The organism is Enterococcus sp. AZ077 (genome assembly GCF_051714965.1).
GTDB classification, from domain to species: domain Bacteria; phylum Bacillota; class Bacilli; order Lactobacillales; family Enterococcaceae; genus Enterococcus_B; species Enterococcus_B hirae.
The window spans coordinates 1,138,738-1,156,892 of the sequence record NZ_JBIOSX010000001.1; the positions used below are offsets into that span (position 1 = coordinate 1,138,738).

Below are 18,155 nucleotides of genomic sequence, written 5' to 3' on the forward strand. Positions count from 1 at the left end.
CAGTTCAAGGCACTTAGACTTACTTGTCCTGAACTGTTTTTCTTATTTGCCACATCATCATTCCTAAACACGAAATGAAGAGTAATTCAAGAAAATTACTAGTGATTTGAATATTTGCTGGATCAAAAGTTGGCGCTAACGCTAATACAAGAAAAGAAAAGACACTATAGACAAAGCAGAATAGTGGGATTAGTTGCATTAAAAGTGGCAAGCGTAACTTTTTGAATATTAGTGAAAAAATAAAGTAAGTAAAGATGGATAAAATGATAACCAGTCCATTCAGTATAAAAAAGAACAATGAATTTTGGTTAAAGGAATAGAATAAAACGGTCAGCAATGCGAGCAACCTAGATGCAACAAAAATTGTAGCAGCTTCATCCATCTTTTTGGGGATTTGTTTTTTCACATATGTTCGAAAAGCCAATGAAAAAATAAAACCACACAAAGATGAAAGAATTAGCAAGAAGAGGCTCTCATCTACCTGACTTAAACCGGGGTGATCTAACAATAACCAGCCAAAGGCATTACATGGTATATCGGAAGATCTGAAATAGGAATAGCATAAGAACAAAAAAAGTGTCAATAGGGCGAAAAGCGTCCCTATGTGCAAAAATGTACTTGTCTGTCGTTTCGTTTTCATATATTCTCCTGATAAAAATAGTGTTAATCAGATATATGATAACAAAATGATGAGTATATGTCGATGCTTTTTAATGGAAATAAAAAATAAAGGCTTTTTTTATATGGTAAATTTCATTTTAACTTCAATTACAAGTTTTCAAACTAATTTAATTAAAGGTTTTACTAATGATGTGCCTCACTTAAATGTTTTTATTCACAAAGAAATTTAGTGACAACATAGATTATTACTTATGAGTTAATAATAGATCAGTTTGATGTAGATTTTCCCAAAAGTATATTTATTCTCTATTTTAAAAAGGAGAAGTTTGAACATGAAATGCCTGAAAAAAGAATTAAGTTTTTTCAGAACTAGACAGTCAAAATGAGGAGCATGACAAAAAATCAAGAGGTACTTATAGGTTGTTAGGTCATTTTGATTGTGAACGATTATTTGGAAAAAAAGAAAAAATTAAAATTTAAGCCTTTTTTGTTCTAAATGATGATAAAACGATTATAATAGAATTATAAAGAGAGTTGGTGATACGAATGAAAATAATAAACCGAGCCATAGGAGTCACTCATGTTCTCAGTGTTGCCTCTTGTGGGTATTTAGATTTATATTCACTTCAGCAGCCCATCGTAGCCAATAATAATATCTTTCAGATATCATTGACCGATAGCTTACTTTTAAGTATTTTTTTATTTTCCGTGATCTTTATCGGAAATATTTTTGGCAGCTTTGCTAGTTTTTTTAATTTCACAATTTATCCACTGCTTACCTTAGGATTAGGACTAGCTGGTCTTTTAGCATTATTGCTCTTTTCAAAAACGATGAGCTTATTTTTGATTTTGTTTGGTACGATTTGTTTATTTCAAATTGTGGTTAGTGGATGGGAAATATTTCGTTCGACTATTTTGATGAAGATCGGAGACTAAAGAAGTGAATCCAATTATATTAAAACGTAAAGTAAATAATATTCCATTATTAGAAGTTGTCCTAACCGAATTAAGAGCTGAAAAAATTCCGATAATTATTTATTATCATGGTTGGCAAACGAGTAAAGAATTAGTTTTGACACAAGGAAGAAAGTTTGCTAAACAAGGATTTCGTGTCTTACTACCAGATGCAATGAACCATGGTGAAAGAAAGCAAGTAGTTTCTGCTATTCCTTCCTTTACCTTTTGGAATAGTATTTATGGAAACTTATTTGAATTTGAGACTTTATTGAAGCACTTAGAAAAACGAGATGTTCTTCATGAAAAAGTAGCTGTAGGTGGCGTTTCAATGGGGGGGATGACGACTTGCGCGTTGTTAACAAAACATCCGCATTTGGTTGGTGGTATTTGTCTGATGGGTTCCCCTGCGCCTGAACAGTATGCTAAAGAAATTTACAAAAGAGCTCATCAGTACCAATACATACTGCCGAACGATTATTTTGATTTAATTTCTTGGGTCGAAAAATATGATTTATCTTTGCAGCCAGAAAAACTAGCTGGGCGACCTTTATATTTTTGGCACGGTGAAAAAGACGAGAAAATTCCCTTTCAACAAACCAATGATTTTGTGAAAAATAATCAAAAAGAACGTTATGGTCAAGGAATTGTTTTTGATTATTCGCAAACCGAAAAGCATATGGTAAAAGTACCATTGATGGATACAGCAACCAAATTTTTGGTGCAAATGATGAATGGACCCAAAGAATAGAAAAGACAGGTGTATGTTGAATTTTTAATAATAGAGGTATGAGAGAAGCAAACAATGCTATGAAATAAGCAAAGTTGAGGTTGAGAAAAAAGCGTTTAGCATCAAGAAATACGAAAGAATATCCAAAAATTGACAAGAAACACAAACACTGGTTTTTGCTGTTGATGGATACTTACTTGGTGTTTCTCAAATTTTTAGTCAATTTCGGCAAATTTTTTGAAGTTGTTGCTCCTTAAACACCGTTTATTTGTTTTAGAGATACTAGAAGAGGAGGCTATTTTTGGCTTAGTCTCATTCTTTGCTATTTTTCTAGTTCATATCTGAAACTAGAAAATAGATGGAGATAACGTACATTTTTCTAATAAAATGGAGTAACTGGCTTTCGATTCTAGTGAACTTTTATTAAAAAGATGCTGGCGTGCAGATGATTTTTACGATATTTCTACATTTTATCGCTTTCAAGTTTGCTATAATGGTAGAAAACAGAAAAAAGTTTTCTATTGTGAAAGGAGCAACCTATGCCAACATTAGCTGATGTTGCTAAAAAAGCAAATGTATCCAAAATGACGGTGTCTCGTGTCATCAATCACCCGGAACAAGTAACGGATGAGTTAAAAGAATTAGTTTTTTCTGCGATGGCAGAATTAGATTATCGCCCCAATATTGCAGCAAAAGCACTCGTTTCTAATCGGTCACAAATCATCAAACTTTTCATCCTTGAAGAGATTGATACAACAGAACCGTATTATATGAATTTATTGATGGGAATTGCAAAATGTATTGGAAAAGCGCACTATTCTTTGCAGTTGGTAACCAATGATGCATTTGACGTAGGGTCTTGCGACGGCTACATCATTACAGGGGTGAGAGAAAAAGATTTTGACTGGATCGACCGATTGGAAAAACCAGTCGTCCTTTTTGGTGAAAATCGTTTTGGCTATGATTATGTAGATAGCGATAATCATTATGGCACAGCAAAGGCTTCACAATATGCTATGGAATGCGGTTACGAGACCATTATTTATATTGGGATTGACGAGGATGAGCCATTTGAGTTATCAAGAGAAGCAGGCTACCTTTCAGTTATGGAAACAGCCAACATGAAGCCACAAATATTACGTTTCCCAAATCATTCGACAATGGCAGAGAAATATCTTGCCGATCATTGGTCAACTATTAAACCAAAGACTTGTTTTATTTGCAGCTCTGACCGACTAGCTTTAGGGATTGTAAGAGGTATTGCTAAAGAAAAGGGAAAAATTCCTGAAGATTTTGGAGTCATTGGCTTTGATGGTGTATTTTTAGACCAAATCAGTTCACCCAAATTAACTACGGTAAAACAAGATATCGTACGAATGGGTGAAGTTTGTGGTGAAATGTTGTTAAAAAAAATTACCGAAAAAGGAGAAAGTCAAGGATACCGTCGATTTTTCCCTGAATTGGTCATTCGAGAAACGACCAGATGACCGTCGAAAGAGGTTAAATTTAGTTATGGTTACTATGGAAAATGAAAAAATTATGCTATGATTGAGAAAAGTTCCATTTATGAGAAGGATGGTTTAAAATGAATGAAATTAGACGGAAACATTTTCGTTTTCCTGCCTATGATGACGAAATTGGCGTCAAACTAGCAAAAAACCAAAGGCGTGTTTTATTTGATGGACAGGATGATCTATTAACCGAAAACAATAATCAACCAATGTTTGAGCAAATGCAAGAATTTCACTTTGCTCAAGGCGATGCTAGAGAACAACGCAAACGTCGAAATTTGAGCAATTCAAAAAAATCAACAATTCCAAAAGAAAATTTAGTCAGACACAAAGAACAGCTTCCTGATTATCATACGCATCAAGCAAGTAATCGCCCATTGACTAATCAGCGGACGAGAAAAGCGGCTGATTCAATGAATAGTCAGAAGAGTCAAGAGCAGCACACAAGTACCAAAGCTTATACATCGAACCAACAAAAAAATGGTCGTGGGCGTTCTTACTTTGTACCTAAGTATGTGCCAGCATCAATTATTCCTGATCCAAAAGTATCTAGTATTTCTGACGCAGAACTAGTTGATTCAATGAAAAAAATGAAAGATTCATATTTGTTATTTGATAATGAACCGGTACCTTACCAAACAAAAAAAGCCGGCTCTCCTTCTGTACAACCTTTTAACAAAGCTGAGAAAGAACCACTCAGTGCGACATCAAAAAGAAAAGATAAAAATCATGGTGTTTTAGAAAGATCATTAAAAGGATTGATAGAAGAACAAGGGAATTCTTTGGGAGAAAATAGCTATTTTAAATAATGGAAAGCCTGGATAACTCCTTTCGTGGATTGATCCAGGTCTTTTTGTATAAAGAAAGAAGGAAAGGTTTCTATGAAAAAACAAATGAAGCAAATAGGGTTTTATGAGGGATTACCATTGACTGACAAAAATAGTTTTTTAGAAAAGTTGGCAGAAACTCCGGTTCCTAAAAAAAGGGAGTTATTGGTGGAGATTTCAGCGGTTTCAGTGAATCCAGTGGATGTAAAATTTAGAATGCAGACGCCAAAACAAGAGTCTTTTACTGTTTTGGGATTTGATGCGGTAGGGAGAATAGTTGCAAAAGGTCCCCAATCTGAAAATTTTGAGATAGGAGACCGTATTTATTATGCTGGTTCAGCAAAACAACCAGGTAGTAACCAAGAATATCAGTTGGTAGATGAACGAATTGTGGCAAAAGCACCAGAAAATCTCACGGACGAAGCTAGTGCAGCATTACCGTTAACTGCGATCACCGCCTATGAACTCTTATTTGAGAAATTTCAATTGATTCCTAAAGAATCAGCGAATAAAGGTAAAAAAATATTGGTCATCAACGGTGCTGGAGGTGTCGGTTCGATTCTCACACAATTAGCAAAATGGAGTGGGTTAGAGGTGGTTGCGACAGCCAGCCCCAAAAACTTTCAATGGTTAAAAGAAAATGGGGTCGATCATCCAATTGATTACCATCAAGAGTTAAAGCCTCAACTAGAAAAGGTTGGGATAAGCACCGTCGATGTCGTAGCGGTTTTACATGATATCCGTCCCTATCTAACTGAGCTGGCAGAAATGATTCAACCTATGGGGAAAATTGGGTTGATCGTAGGACTTGATGGACCAATCGATATTGCAAGTTTTAAAAATTTATCTGTTTCATTTGAATGGGAGTATATGTTTACTAAAACGGATTATGGTCAACTAATCGAGACACAAGGGGAAATATTAAAACATTTGACATCATTGGTAGAAGAAGAAAAAATCCATACTACTTTAGGAAAAGTATACAGAGAAGGCATCAGCAAAGAGACTTTAAAGCAGGCAACGAAAGAAGTAGAGACTGGAAAAGTACATGGTAAAGTAGTGATTACTGGAGGTTTTGCTAGTAACGAAATAGCGACTGAAAAGTAGAAATATACTTTTCAGTCGCTAACCAATCATTTAAGAATGCTATTCAAATTGTTCTGCAGAATCAAGAGTATCAAAAGGTTCTTTTGAACGATTTGCAGAAAAAGGATTGAGAGAACCTTTTACTTCGAGATATTTCACTTTGTTTAACGTATAAGATAAGATGGAGCAACTGAGTAAGGTATAAACAAAATGTGTTACATCCAGATATAATAAAGAAACAACCAAGATACCAAATGTAATCAAGAATAGACTTTTACCGATCTTGATATGGAAATATTTTTCAAAGGCTTGGTAAATAATGTCTGTTCCACCAGTGCTTCCACCAAAGCGAAAGACCAGACCACAACCGATACCAGATAATACACCAGTCATCAGGCTATTGAGTAAAAGATTGTGGACAGCAAAATGGACGTTTAGTCCTTCCCACAAATGTAAAAAGAACACTAAGGCAAAGGTTCCGACAATCGTTCGCAGAAAAGCCTGCTTACCAAAAATGAATAATGAAACCAATAGCAATGGTAAATTGATAATAAGTGATGTAATGGAAGGAGTAAAACCGAATAAATTATTAAGTAAAAGGGCAATCCCAGTTACACCACCATCTGCTAATTTAGCAGGAATATTGATCCCGGTCACAGCTAAACCATAAAGTGCAGCGCCAAAACTGATACCAACCAGATCAATTAATAGATTTATTTTTTTCATTCTCAAACCTCTTTTCTTTTGAAAATTTTCAGCAACTTCTTTATTATACTTATTAGTTAAGAATCTTCAATAGATAATTTGAAAATTTTTTTCAACATTTAAAGGATGTTCAAGGAAAGGAGTAACTATGCGAGCAGCTGATCTATTAACACTCATCACAACTTCTCCAACGAAAAGAGAGTATAAAGGCATCTATTGTGATCTTCATGATAATCTGCAGGCTTTGACGAGTATTCAAAAAAAAGGTGAGACTCAATGTGTGTTTTTATTTGAACCAAATAAACCCAATCTGCCGATGAAAGAGTTGCTTGTTTTCTTGATGAAAAATCGTGAAAAAGAAATTTTGTATCAAAAAGGTCAAGAATTTTATCCATTATACGGAGTGAAAGAAAGAGCAAACCAGCTAGTCATTTAAGAAAAAATAGGAATTTCGAGAAAAATTGAACGTTTATGACTCTAAAACGATCATTTATTACTTTTTTTTATCTTTGGACAAAACTTACAGTATAATAATTTATGAACAAGCCAGTAAAAATTATCTCCCCCACGAGGTTTCTGCTTTACTGGCTGTTTTTTTATATTCAAATAAATTAGACACATTTCTCGTTCAAATTCGTGAGATGTGTCTTTTTTTATATAAAAGAAATACATAGAGTTTGAAGAAATAAATTTCCTCTTTCTTTCCATTTTCTTTCCATTTATTGATTAAGGACTTCATTGCTAGTTTGAAGCATACTCTAAGAATTGCCGGGATGTTGGGTTTACAAATGATGAAGTACGCATCTTTTTTGTTCTTTTCAGACAACTTAGTTGGGGATTTTTTCGTCTATGTTTATACTTAAATTAGAATGGAAAGGAAGATCCTATGAATAATTTTTTTCAAACGCTTGATGAGCGAAAAGGAGAATTGATCTCCGCAACATTTCAGCACTTATCAATTTCATTAATTGCCTTATTGATTGCGATTGTTATTGCAATCCCATTAGCTATTTGGGCAGTGAACCATAAAAAAATGGCAGAAGTATTGTTGCAGATAACCAGTGTTTTACAGACGATCCCATCTTTAGCTTTATTAGGATTGTTGATCCCCTTCGTTGGAATCGGAACAGTGCCAGCGTTGATTGCATTAGTGATCTATGCGTTATTACCAATTTTTCAAAATACGTATATCGGACTTAGTGAAATTGATCCATCCATTGAAGAAGCAGCAGTTGCTTTTGGTATGTCACGCATGAGACGGTTGATCAAAGTGGAATTGCCAATCGCGTTACCTGTTATTATTTCAGGTATTCGGACAGCCCTTGTCTTGATCATTGGAACAGCAACGTTAGCAGCATTGATCGGTGCCGGTGGCTTAGGAACGTTTATCTTATTAGGAATTGATCGAAATACGCCAGTTTTGACTCTGATCGGTGCAATCAGTTCAGCTTTGTTAGCGATTATTTTCAGTAGTTTAATCAGACTTCTTCAACATTTGAAACCTCGATATACAGTTATCACTTTATTGCTTATCTTTTTGGGAATCGGTGGAATATCTTTGTATCAAAGCGGACTCTTTAAAGAAGATAAGGTGACAATTGCTGGGAAATTAGGTTCAGAACCAGATATTTTGATTCAAATGTATAAAGAATTAATTGAAGATAATTCAGATGTTGAAGTTGAATTAAAACCGAACTTCGGCAAAACCAGTTTTCTTTTTAGTGCATTGGAGAATCAACAGATCGATATTTATCCGGAATTTACAGGAACTGTTTTAGAAAGCTTAGTTAAAGTACCTGATGACTTAAAAAATAAAGAATTGAATGAAAAAGAAACCTATAATCAAGCGAATCGCTTATTAGGTGAACAATTTGAAATGACACTTCTTCAACCAATGGCGTATCAAAATACCTATGCTTTAGCGGTGAAGCGATCATTTGCCAAAGAAAATGGGCTAAAAACCATTTCTGATTTGGGAAAGATTGAAGATCAGATAAAAGCCGGTTTCACATTAGAATTTATTGATCGTTCGGATGGCTATAAAGGAATCCAAGAACTTTACAAGCTTAATTTTCCAAGTGTCCAAAGTATGGAACCAAGTTTACGCTATCAAGCCATCGATAACGGAGATGTCAATGTAGTAGATGCTTATTCGACTGATAGTGATCTAAAACAATATGACCTTGTCACCTTAGAAGATGACCAGGGATTATTTCCAGATTATCAAGGAGCTCCTTTGATGACCAATGCCTTTGCGAAGGAACATCCAGAAATCGTTGCAGCTCTAAACAAGCTCGCTGGCAAAGTAACAGAATCTCAAATGATTGAAATGAATTATCAAGTGAATGTAGAAAAACAACAACCTGCGGAAGTAGCGCATGCATTCTTGGAAAAAGAAGGACTACTGAAGGAGGGGAATAAATGAATAATCTGATAGAATTCAAGCAAGTCCAAAAGAAATTTGGCGAAAAATATGCAATTAAAGAACTAAACTTATCGATTGAACAAGGGGAAATCTTTGTTTTGGTGGGTCCCTCTGGTAGCGGGAAGACGACCTCGCTTAAAATGATCAATGGTCTATCTCAGCCGAGCGCAGGGGAGATATTCTTCAAGGGTAAATCGTTAAAAGACTATGATTTACAAAAAATGCGGTGGAAAATGGGCTATGTTTTACAACAAATTGCGTTGTTTCCAACTATGACTGTCCAACAAAATATCGAAGTTATTCCAGAAATGCTAGGATGGGAAAGAAGAAAAAGAGAAAAAATAGCTGACCAATTACTTGAGAAAGTCGGACTTGATCCTACAATCTATCGAAATAGAATGCCACAGGAATTATCCGGTGGAGAGCAACAACGGATCGGTATCGTCCGTGCTTTGGCAGCTAGCCCAGAAGTTATTTTGATGGACGAACCATTTAGTGCTTTAGATCCTTTGTCTCGAGCTTCTTTACAAGACCTTGTACTTTCCTTACATCGAGAATTAGGCACAACGATCGTCTTTGTGACGCATAATATGGATGAAGCCATAAAATTAGGAGATCGGATCGCTGTCATGAAAGAGGGCGAATTAATTCAATGTGACCAACCCGACCAGTTGTTGACTCAGCCTAAAAATGAATTTGTACGGAGCTTTTTTGATGAAACGATTCAACAAAAACAACAAACAGTAAAAGAGCTGATCGTAGCTGACGATTACAGCAAAGGACTTCATCAAGCGGATTTTCCAGATGTTTACTTAAGTACACCGCTGACTGAAGTATTCGAATTATTGATCCAACATGAAGCAGTAAATATTCGAGAAAATGAGGAAAATCTAGGGGAGATTACAAGAAAAGATATCTTCACTTATTTATCTAGAAAGGAAAGGGAAAATGAAAGAATATGATGAAGTTGTGATTGGTTCTGGCGTAGCTGGTATGAGCGTGGCTTATGGGTTAAAAAAAGCAGGGAAGAACGTCTTGATCATCGAAGAAAATCTTTGGGGTGGTACTTGTCCTAATCGAGGATGTGACCCTAAAAAAATTCTACTAAATAGTGTGGAAGCAAGAAAACGAATTGAACAGTTGTTGGGTAAAGGATTCAGCGAAGTACCAACTGTTGATTGGCAAGAACTACAAGCATTTAAGCGCAGTTTTACAGATCCAGTTTCAAAGAATCGTCAAAAAGAATTAGCAGCAGCTGACATTGATTATCTAGCTGGAACAGCACGCTTTATCAATGAAAATACGATCATGGTAGGAGAAGAAAAAATTTCAGCTGAACATTTCATTCTTGCTACTGGTCAACGACCATCGATTTTACCTATTGATGGGAATGAATTTTTACAAACAAGTACTGACTTTTTATCATTAAGTGAATTGCCTCAGGACATTATTTTTATTGGTGCAGGCTATATTGCATTTGAATTAGCGATGATCGCTCATGCTTCAGGAAGCAATGTCACGATCGTTCACCATAATCAACGACCATTAAAAGCATTTGACGAACAATTGGTCAAACAATTAGTTAAACAAATGGAAGCAGCCGGGATTCGATTTGTTTTTGATTTTGAGTCACAGCGAATCATTCAAGAAGGAACGCACTATTCCTTGCAGTCAAACGATCAAGAACTACAAGCAGATGCGATTTTTTGTGCCACTGGAAGACAGCCAAATGTTGAGCGACTAAACCTGGAAAAGGCGAAGGTAGAAACAACGAAACATGGTGTTGTTGTTAATGACTATCTTCAAACGAGTAATCCAATGATTTTTGCTTGCGGGGATATCATCTCACGGACAGAGCCAAAATTAACGCCAGTTGCTACCTTTGAAGGAAATTATGTTGCAAACTATGTATTAGGAAATACTAAAGAAAAAATTAGTTATCCTTCCATTCCTACGATCGTTTTTACTAGTCCGAAATTGGCTCAGGTCGGAGTAACAAAAAAACAACTCACTGGACAAGAAGAAGTAGTAGAAATTGATATGACCAATTGGTTTACCTATCATCGTGTGAATGAACCACTTGCTAAATCCCAAATGATCTATGACAAAGCTGGGTATTTGATTGGTGCCAGTGTCCTTAGTGAACAGGCAGATGATTTAATCAATGATTTGAATTTATTGATCAGTCAACATACAAAAAAAGAAGAATTAGAGCAGTGGATCATGGGTTATCCAACGGTAGCGAGTGATTTATCCTATTTATTGAAATAAAAAATACAGTGTATTGATTATGTAAAAAAACGATTAAATATAAAAAAATAAACGCTTAAATCTGTGGCTGAAAATGTCCTCGAATTTAGGCGTTTTTTCTATTGTAGTGAAAATGATAAAAAGATTATTTTAGTGAAAGGCTCTTTATGGAGTTCTCTAAAAGATTCGGTAGTAAATATTTTAATAATAGATATCTTGAGTGTTATTTTTATTAAAATATTACCTCGCAGAAAAGCACGAATCTTATAGGTTGATCACTACTTTTTTAATATTATTATACTTATATTTTAATGAAATGGTAGACATACTTATTTTCGTACATTAAAATTAATAATAGAGGAGAATAGAGAAAACAAAGCGTTTGTAAATTTTGAGGGATTAGGAGGGGAAAATGAAGCAATTACTAACGAAACAAAGTTTAAGACAGCTAGCACTCTTAGAGTTACTCTGGAGCAACGAATGGCTGACGATTGCAGAGATCGTCAAAAAAATAGGTGGGGTTGAAAAAACGATACGAACAGACATCAAACAACTGAATGAAATAATTGAACCTTTAAAAATAGAGACTTCGGTAAAATATGGCGTTTTTTTAAGTAAAGACTTAGGTGTTTCAAAATCATATGTTTATTCGCTTTTTTTACAAAAAAGTGTCGAATGTCAAATGTTGGAAATGATATTCATCAATCCCATGATGAAAAGAGGGGAACTATGCGATCAGCTCTTTATTTCAGAAACACAACTCAATCGATTACATAATAAAATGAATATTTTAATGAAAAAATACGAAATAAAAATCACAAATGATTTAAAATTGGTCGGTCACGAAAAAAATATCCGTAAACTTTTCTCTAGTTTGTTCTATGAAAAATATCTTTCACCCGATTTACTTTTTAAAACAGAAGAATTTCAACTGATTGATACAGTACTTGATATTTTTTATAAACAAAATAAAGAGAAGATGGTTATGGATGATCAACATCATTTTTTATTGAATAAAATGCGAATGAGATTATGGGTGGCTGCCTATCGTTGTAAATCTAGCTCATTCTTTAAACAAGAGGAAGATTATTTTAATTATTCTATGATTACTGGAGATCGAGAATTAAACAAAAGGTGGCAAGCTGTGTTTGGTATCGAACTATCAGAAGAAGTTTTGTTTAACCTGTTTGAGTATTTTCATGCTCCATTCAAATTAAATGAAAGATGCTTACAACTAGGGACTAGTCAATCGATCTTACAAACAAGACTGGAAAATCTGATTTTGGAAGTTAGCTATGAATTTAAGATTAAATGCCAGAACAAAACAGCTCTACTTCAGGCCGTTATGTGGCGGATATTTCGTACGATCGGTCCAACGCATATTTTAAATAACGTTGAAGAAGATTTTGTCTGCGAATTAATGAATGATCGACAAGATATCGTTTTAAATTTGAAAGCTAAATTCAGTGAAATTTATGACGATCTAACCGTTCATTCTCTAGATAAAAAAAATATGATTTATCAATCCATTTATACTTTAGTTTCACAATGGTCTGAATTTCGTTCGGAAATACGTAAGCCAACGATTAAAATCCACGCTGCATTGCTATTAGATGCACCAGCCGGGCATTTAAAAATGCTAAAAGAAGAAATCGAATATCATTTTAGAAATACATATGAAGTTGATATTTTATTGCCAATAGCACAAAATTCTGTGAATCAGCTAAAACACTATGATTGTGTCCTAACCAATGGCTTTAATACTGGCGATCTAGGAGATGTGAAAATTATTGGCGTCCCTAATTATTTTGGAGAAGAATTTGTCAAAAAACTACATCATTTTTTGATCAACAAAAAGGAAGAATTACACGTTTTTAGAAAGAATATACTCATCTAAAAGCAAAACAAGTTGAATATACATATTGAGAAAGAGGCTGAACGATACAGTAACAATCATAGTAGTATTTCCGAATGAACATCCAAAGAGCAGTTATCGTTACATTAACTATAAAAAAAGTGAGCGTGCTATTTAGTGAAAACGATTCTGTTTGTTGCATAGATCTACCTAGTAAGGGGACCCGAGATGAATGATTGTCTTTGGTCTCCTATTTTTTTACTTTGCATCACGAACAACTCAATGGATCGTTGGAAAAAATAAAAGATTATGAAAGATATTTTACCAAGGGCTCGGTATATTAAGGTTATTTTTAAAGATTGGGATATGCTAAAAATAAAACAAGGAGTATTTATCTGTTAGGAGAGGAGAGATGTAATAGAAATGAGAGAAATATTAGACGGGCGTTTGAGACGCCAATTGAATATTTTAGAAATCCTTTGGAATACGGAATGGATTACGACTGCGGAATTAGCTGAAAAAATTGATAGTTCAGAAAAAACCATTCGAAATGACCTATCTCAAGTCAACGAAATGATTGAGCCTCTATCAATTGAAACTTCTTTTAGAGCAGGAATCATTTTAAAGAAAGATATCACAACGCCTAAGTCATTTATCTATTCAAAAATTCTTGAAAAGAGTCTAGAATACACATTACTGGAAACGATTTTCCTAGGAAAAGTTACTTCTAAAGAAGAGCTTAGTGATTTGCTTTATATTTCAGAAACTCAGGTATCAAGGGTAATTAATCGAATCAATCAAGAAATCCGGTTTTTCGATTTTCAAATTACCAATCAAATCAAAATTATCGGAAACGAAGGGAATATCAGAGACTTCTTTTCAGTATATTTTTCTGAGAAATATCATTTGCCCGAAAAATTGATACAAAAAGAAGAAAGAAATTTGATTTCAGAGATCATTGATATATTCATCAAAGAAAATACGATATGGGCAATTGTGAACAATGACCATCATTTATTTTTGGGAAATTTAAAATTTCAATTGTATGTCTGTTTTACACGATTGAAGCAAGGCTATCAATTAGAAGTTAACGAGATACCTTTTCATTTTACACATCTAATGAACGAAAAAAAACTAGTAGAAAAAATACATAATGTCTTTGGCATCAAAAGTGTAAAAGAAAATCTTCAGCAATTATTTTATGAATTCCATCAGCCAATTAATCCAATCGCTCGCTTTCATTCAGAAGGAGTTGAAATCGATTCGGTCTCAATAAAGAAACAGATCGGCTATGTGATTACTTTGCTGGAAGAACGTTTTGGATTACTTTGCGAGAATCGAGATAAATTGATTCATGATATTTATTGGACGACCATGAGTTCGGTGCGACCTACTTATATTTTATACAATAAAAAAACGGATTTTTTTGAAAATACGTTGAAGGTAAGTCCTGAGTTAGTTACCGCATTAAGAGATGAATTTTTTGATATTTACTTTTCTCTTGGTAATCCATTTTTATCTTACTTAGATGAAATGATCCAGCAATCCATCTTCAAATTATTAACTTCTTGGTCTGAACTATGGGTACGCGTGAGAGAAAGTAAAGCAAGTATCAATGTAGCACTTTTATTGGATAGCTCTTACGATCATATGCGGATGCTCAAAGAGGAAATTCAATTTTATTTTAGACATAATATCAAAATTGAGATACTCGATCCTACTACTCAAATACAAAAGGGCTATTTACAAAAGTTCGATTGCCTTTTAACAGATGTATATTCGCCTGACCATTTCGGTATTCCAACGATTGGGATGTCTAGTTATTTTGATGAAGATATCATTAATAAATTAGTTGATTATTACCATATAAAAGTTAATTCCAGTATGGATAGTTAGTTTGCACTATGACTATAAATTTCGGAAAAGTTTCCGCTTATCAACTGATATGGCTAAAAATTAAGTATTATTTTTTAGATGTTCTAAGCTAATCATCTTTTTGTTACATAACAATTACTAATGGAAAAGGTATTTACCAATCTATCGGTAAAACTTGGTTTTCATTCTATTTTATTTTTACGGATAATATTATTGTGGAGGTTGCGTCGTTAAAGTATTGGAGGTGAAGAGCGAAATAAAAAGAGTGATGTATTATTTGATAGGTGTTTTAATGGTTAGTCTTTTCATTACAACAAACTGTCATGCACAAACCACAAATGAACAAACGATTCAAGTTGAAGCAATAATAGGAGTATGGGATGCGGACGCAGATGCCAGTACAATTGATAACGTAAGTGACGCAGGAACCAAAGAAAAAGCAACTATAACGATCACACCATCTGATTCAGGTTCTTCAAAAAAAGTGAGACTTCCACAAACTGGTGAACAATTGAGCGTTTATATGATGTTACTTGGAACAATTGTATCCCTTTTCTCAACGGTTATGTTGATTGAGCTCAATCGAGAAAAAAACTATATCATGTAATTTTATTTTTATGGAAATGTTGTGAGACGTTTTCAGCGAGGAGAGAGACAGAATAATGAAGAAGTTGACAAATGTGTTACTAGTATCATCTATTTTATTAGGTGGATTTGGGATTGGAACAATGAATGCAAGTGCAGAAACAGTTAAAGATAATGAATTAGGCTGGATTCCTGGATTAAGTGACCCTGAGGATGACAGCGCAACTATTCAAGGAAAAGATAATGCACAAATTGGAGTGGATGGCTGGATTGGTCCATGGGATCCGGTCGGACCGGAAGATGTATCTTATGTTGACATCACTGTACCTACAAAAGTACGTTATGCAAATGCGGTAACAGATGATGGCCAGCCACTTCCTAATATCTTATCACCTATTTATACCGTAACAAATAATTCTAGTGCACGTAGAGTCAAGATTGAAATATCAAAATTTGAAGAAAAAAGTCAATCGGGTGTAAGACAAGATTTATACTTTACGCCAACAAATGAAGCGGGCGTCCGTTTACAAAGTGTTGCGGGTCAATTTCTTAATAGCCCTACTTATTTAACAGAATTAGATAAATCTTCATCTAAAACGTTAAAATTCGAAGGAAAAATCGCTGAAGGATTTAAAGAAAATCAAGTGGTTAGACCAAGTTACGAAATAACGTTTAATTTCACTGCTTTAAAAGATACTGAATCATAAAAAAGCGTGATTTGTTTCATTTATATCATATATTATTGGAATTCCCAGCAGAATAAACAGGGAATTTCGCACATAGTAACAATGACATGACTGTCTTAGAATACCATTTAGCAGGATTCCAAATAGTTGGAGTTCTGCTAATCATTGAAAGTATAAACTGTTGGAACGAAAGAAACTAGTTGATCAACAAAAAAACTTGTGGATTGTTTGAAAAAAAATAAAAGTAAATGCTTAACGAATGATTTTTTTATCCATCTGGTTGAGACGATTTGTTTTTGATTTTATCAGAAAGGGAGATTTTTAAATGGCACATAAAGCAAAACAAAGAAAAAAAAGCACATATATCCTGATAACCTTCTCTGTAGTACTTTTGATATTGGGGATCAGTGGATACTTCTATTTTAATCAATCTCCCCCTCAAGTCGTTACAGGATTGCCAGATTTTGATGAGAACATCACTCAGTTGAATAATGGCGAATTATTAAAAAAGATGCAGGAAGAAGTCGATAAAGACAATGTTCGGATTGTATTGAAGCATGAAATCGAATTAAATAAAGAGGGAAAAGCCCACGTGGATGTACGTAATGTGGGTGTCAACTCCTATAATATACAAGTAGAATACTATTTAGCATCTAATCAAAAAAAATTATATGTTTCAGGATTGATTCCACCCAACAATGGGATTGAATCGGTTGCTTTCAAGAATATGCCTTCCTCGGGTACGCATGGCATAAAGATATATTATAAAGTATATGATGAAAAAGAACTAATCAATACAACAACCATTGATGGAACACTCCGTATTGATTAACGAATCATAGCTAGCATAATAAAAAATAGTTATTTAGAGGCGGGCCAAAGCTTGCTTTATTATCTTAGTTCACTCGAAAATTCACGAAGTAGGTTTTGTTTTAACTGGTTTACTTGGGATCCTTTAAAGAGGGTCCTTTTTTATTTCACTAAAAGTACATAATTACCAAGAAATAGGAATTTTTCGGTTTGTTTTTTCGGATAGAATTAACTAAACTTTAGATGAAAACGTTGTTTATTTACTTGTTTGAAAGATTCACATAGTAAGAAGAAAGTAAGGAGGCAGAACTATTAAATCAATCAAATTAGAAAAAACGGATTATCGATTTTATGAATTAGAACAAGTCCAAAGACATAATCAAAGAGAAATAGTTGAATCAAGTATTGTACAACCAGATAAAACATCTTTAAATTATGATGTTTTAAATAAGAAATTTATTGACTATAAAAAGATCATTAGAAAATATTTGACCCATTTATCTTCAACAAAATCGATTCATTCTAATTGGACAATATTAATTGAATGGCGAATCATCTTTAAAGAATCGGCACTAAAAAAATTATCAGTAAGAGAAACAAAACTATTTTTTTTACAAATTGTTCAAACCTTTCAAAAACTATACGGTCTATCGAATATCATTTATGCACATGTTCATTTTGATGAAGAGAAACCACACTTACATATTGGCCTAATACCCATGAAAGAAGGACGTCTCAATTCTGCTTATATTATGTCCAAATATAAAAACTGTGAAATAGAAACAGAATTACTCAAAAAGTTAGAAGCAGTTCTTCAACAAAATAAGACATCCATCTATCGAAAAAAATCGACAAATGATCATATGAAAGAACAATTGAATGCTGAGTATCAGGAATACAAAGAACTGTATACTAAATTGCTTCACCACTCGTTGTTGCCTTCTGAGGTGGGGATGAAGAAACCAGGAAGAGAAACAGACAACTACTCAAATCATATGACAGACGAAAAGAGTAAAACAATAGACGAATTACATAAAGAAAACAATTATTTGAATTCATTAGTGAAACGATTGAAAGCAGAGAACAACTATTTATTGAACGTCATGAAAGAAACAAAAAATAATTTTGAGCAGTTAGACAAACACAACTGTTCAAAAAACACGATGAACGAACCACCATTTGCCAAACTGGAATTAGAAAATCGAAATTACCAAAAAAATTGACAGAAAGGATAC

The 18,155-nt window shown here is 34.0% G+C and carries 17 protein-coding genes; 15 read left to right on the plus strand and 2 right to left on the minus strand.

Going from position 1 to position 18,155, the window contains the following annotated elements; genetic code table 11:
• Positions 1-19 precede the first annotated feature (19 nt).
• A complete protein-coding gene (locus tag IGL28_RS05280) occupies positions 20-640 on the minus strand; it encodes a hypothetical protein (RefSeq protein ID WP_010719437.1) in 621 nt (206 codons plus the stop codon).
• 527 nt (positions 641-1,167) lie between these two features.
• Here IGL28_RS05280 and IGL28_RS05285 point away from each other — a divergent pair.
• From IGL28_RS05285 to IGL28_RS05305, 5 genes are all read left to right on the plus strand, one after another.
• Positions 1,168-1,557 carry a hypothetical protein gene (locus IGL28_RS05285; RefSeq protein ID WP_034700331.1) on the plus strand — a complete coding sequence of 130 codons (390 nt, stop codon included), beginning with the start codon at positions 1,168-1,170 and terminating at the stop codon, positions 1,555-1,557.
• Positions 1,558-1,561: 4 nt separating this feature from the next.
• A complete protein-coding gene (locus IGL28_RS05290) occupies positions 1,562-2,326 on the plus strand; it encodes an alpha/beta fold hydrolase (protein ID WP_081128665.1) in 765 nt (254 codons plus the stop codon).
• Between the two features lie 518 nt (positions 2,327-2,844).
• Positions 2,845-3,792: a LacI family DNA-binding transcriptional regulator gene (locus IGL28_RS05295; protein ID WP_034700335.1), complete on the plus strand. Its 948-nt coding sequence runs from the start codon at positions 2,845-2,847 to the stop codon at positions 3,790-3,792.
• 98 nt (positions 3,793-3,890) lie between these two features.
• Positions 3,891-4,625 carry a hypothetical protein gene (locus tag IGL28_RS05300; protein ID WP_010737399.1) on the plus strand — a complete coding sequence of 245 codons (735 nt, stop codon included), beginning with the start codon at positions 3,891-3,893 and terminating at the stop codon, positions 4,623-4,625.
• Positions 4,626-4,697: 72 nt separating this feature from the next.
• Positions 4,698-5,750: a zinc-binding alcohol dehydrogenase family protein gene (locus IGL28_RS05305; RefSeq protein WP_081128663.1), complete on the plus strand. Its 1,053-nt coding sequence runs from the start codon at positions 4,698-4,700 to the stop codon at positions 5,748-5,750.
• A gap of 39 nt (positions 5,751-5,789) precedes the next feature.
• Here IGL28_RS05305 and IGL28_RS05310 read toward each other — a convergent pair whose 3' ends face one another.
• Positions 5,790-6,455 (minus strand): YitT family protein, encoded by a 666-nt coding sequence (locus tag IGL28_RS05310; RefSeq protein ID WP_438843909.1) that lies wholly within the window; start codon positions 6,453-6,455, stop codon positions 5,790-5,792.
• 127 nt (positions 6,456-6,582) lie between these two features.
• Between IGL28_RS05310 and IGL28_RS05315 the strand changes: the two genes are divergently transcribed.
• From IGL28_RS05315 to IGL28_RS05360, 10 genes are all read left to right on the plus strand, one after another.
• Positions 6,583-6,870 carry a hypothetical protein gene (locus IGL28_RS05315; RefSeq protein ID WP_034700338.1) on the plus strand — a complete coding sequence of 96 codons (288 nt, stop codon included), beginning with the start codon at positions 6,583-6,585 and terminating at the stop codon, positions 6,868-6,870.
• A gap of 450 nt (positions 6,871-7,320) precedes the next feature.
• Positions 7,321-8,859: an ABC transporter permease/substrate-binding protein gene (locus IGL28_RS05320; RefSeq protein WP_081128659.1), complete on the plus strand. Its 1,539-nt coding sequence runs from the start codon at positions 7,321-7,323 to the stop codon at positions 8,857-8,859.
• Positions 8,856-9,821 (plus strand): ABC transporter ATP-binding protein, encoded by a 966-nt coding sequence (locus IGL28_RS05325; RefSeq protein ID WP_034700339.1) that lies wholly within the window; start codon positions 8,856-8,858, stop codon positions 9,819-9,821. The genes IGL28_RS05320 and IGL28_RS05325 overlap by 4 nt, the downstream gene beginning before the upstream one ends.
• Positions 9,808-11,130 (plus strand): dihydrolipoyl dehydrogenase family protein, encoded by a 1,323-nt coding sequence (locus tag IGL28_RS05330; protein ID WP_081128657.1) that lies wholly within the window; start codon positions 9,808-9,810, stop codon positions 11,128-11,130. The genes IGL28_RS05325 and IGL28_RS05330 overlap by 14 nt, the downstream gene beginning before the upstream one ends.
• A gap of 391 nt (positions 11,131-11,521) precedes the next feature.
• The gene (locus IGL28_RS05335) at positions 11,522-13,006 is read left to right on the plus strand and encodes a helix-turn-helix domain-containing protein (RefSeq protein ID WP_081128655.1); all 1,485 of its coding nucleotides are present in this window, start codon (positions 11,522-11,524) and stop codon (positions 13,004-13,006) included.
• 381 nt (positions 13,007-13,387) lie between these two features.
• Positions 13,388-14,860 carry a helix-turn-helix domain-containing protein gene (locus tag IGL28_RS05340; RefSeq protein ID WP_010719424.1) on the plus strand — a complete coding sequence of 491 codons (1,473 nt, stop codon included), beginning with the start codon at positions 13,388-13,390 and terminating at the stop codon, positions 14,858-14,860.
• A 247-nt stretch (positions 14,861-15,107) separates the two neighbouring features.
• A complete protein-coding gene (locus tag IGL28_RS05345) occupies positions 15,108-15,446 on the plus strand; it encodes an LPXTG cell wall anchor domain-containing protein (RefSeq protein ID WP_223603537.1) in 339 nt (112 codons plus the stop codon).
• Positions 15,447-15,501: 55 nt separating this feature from the next.
• Positions 15,502-16,131 (plus strand): hypothetical protein, encoded by a 630-nt coding sequence (locus IGL28_RS05350; RefSeq protein ID WP_010737408.1) that lies wholly within the window; start codon positions 15,502-15,504, stop codon positions 16,129-16,131.
• A gap of 304 nt (positions 16,132-16,435) precedes the next feature.
• On the plus strand, positions 16,436-16,942 hold the full coding sequence (locus IGL28_RS05355) for a hypothetical protein (RefSeq protein ID WP_010737409.1): 507 nt from the start codon (positions 16,436-16,438) through the stop codon (positions 16,940-16,942).
• Between the two features lie 382 nt (positions 16,943-17,324).
• Positions 17,325-18,143, plus strand: a complete 819-nt coding sequence (locus IGL28_RS05360) for a plasmid recombination protein (RefSeq protein ID WP_374220323.1) — start codon at positions 17,325-17,327, stop codon at positions 18,141-18,143.
• Positions 18,144-18,155 lie beyond the last annotated feature (12 nt).

Excerpts from the sequence above, each read along its gene's own strand:
- IGL28_RS05305 (WP_081128663.1), top strand. The coding sequence starts at position 4,698 with ATGAAAAAACAAATGAAGCAAATAGGGTTTTATGAGGGATTACCATTG.
- IGL28_RS05330 (WP_081128657.1), top strand. The coding sequence starts at position 9,808 with ATGAAAGAATATGATGAAGTTGTGATTGGTTCTGGCGTAGCTGGTATG.
- IGL28_RS05315 (WP_034700338.1), top strand. The coding sequence starts at position 6,583 with ATGCGAGCAGCTGATCTATTAACACTCATCACAACTTCTCCAACGAAA.
- IGL28_RS05280 (WP_010719437.1), bottom strand. The coding sequence starts at position 640 with ATGAAAACGAAACGACAGACAAGTACATTTTTGCACATAGGGACGCTT.
- IGL28_RS05310 (WP_438843909.1), bottom strand. The coding sequence starts at position 6,455 with ATGAAAAAAATAAATCTATTAATTGATCTGGTTGGTATCAGTTTTGGC.
- IGL28_RS05320 (WP_081128659.1), top strand. The coding sequence starts at position 7,321 with ATGAATAATTTTTTTCAAACGCTTGATGAGCGAAAAGGAGAATTGATC.
- IGL28_RS05285 (WP_034700331.1), top strand. The coding sequence starts at position 1,168 with ATGAAAATAATAAACCGAGCCATAGGAGTCACTCATGTTCTCAGTGTT.
- IGL28_RS05295 (WP_034700335.1), top strand. The coding sequence starts at position 2,845 with ATGCCAACATTAGCTGATGTTGCTAAAAAAGCAAATGTATCCAAAATG.
- IGL28_RS05335 (WP_081128655.1), top strand. The coding sequence starts at position 11,522 with ATGAAGCAATTACTAACGAAACAAAGTTTAAGACAGCTAGCACTCTTA.
- IGL28_RS05350 (WP_010737408.1), top strand. The coding sequence starts at position 15,502 with ATGAAGAAGTTGACAAATGTGTTACTAGTATCATCTATTTTATTAGGT.
- IGL28_RS05300 (WP_010737399.1), top strand. The coding sequence starts at position 3,891 with ATGAATGAAATTAGACGGAAACATTTTCGTTTTCCTGCCTATGATGAC.
- IGL28_RS05355 (WP_010737409.1), top strand. The coding sequence starts at position 16,436 with ATGGCACATAAAGCAAAACAAAGAAAAAAAAGCACATATATCCTGATA.
- IGL28_RS05325 (WP_034700339.1), top strand. The coding sequence starts at position 8,856 with ATGAATAATCTGATAGAATTCAAGCAAGTCCAAAAGAAATTTGGCGAA.
- IGL28_RS05340 (WP_010719424.1), top strand. The coding sequence starts at position 13,388 with ATGAGAGAAATATTAGACGGGCGTTTGAGACGCCAATTGAATATTTTA.
- IGL28_RS05345 (WP_223603537.1), top strand. The coding sequence starts at position 15,108 with ATGTATTATTTGATAGGTGTTTTAATGGTTAGTCTTTTCATTACAACA.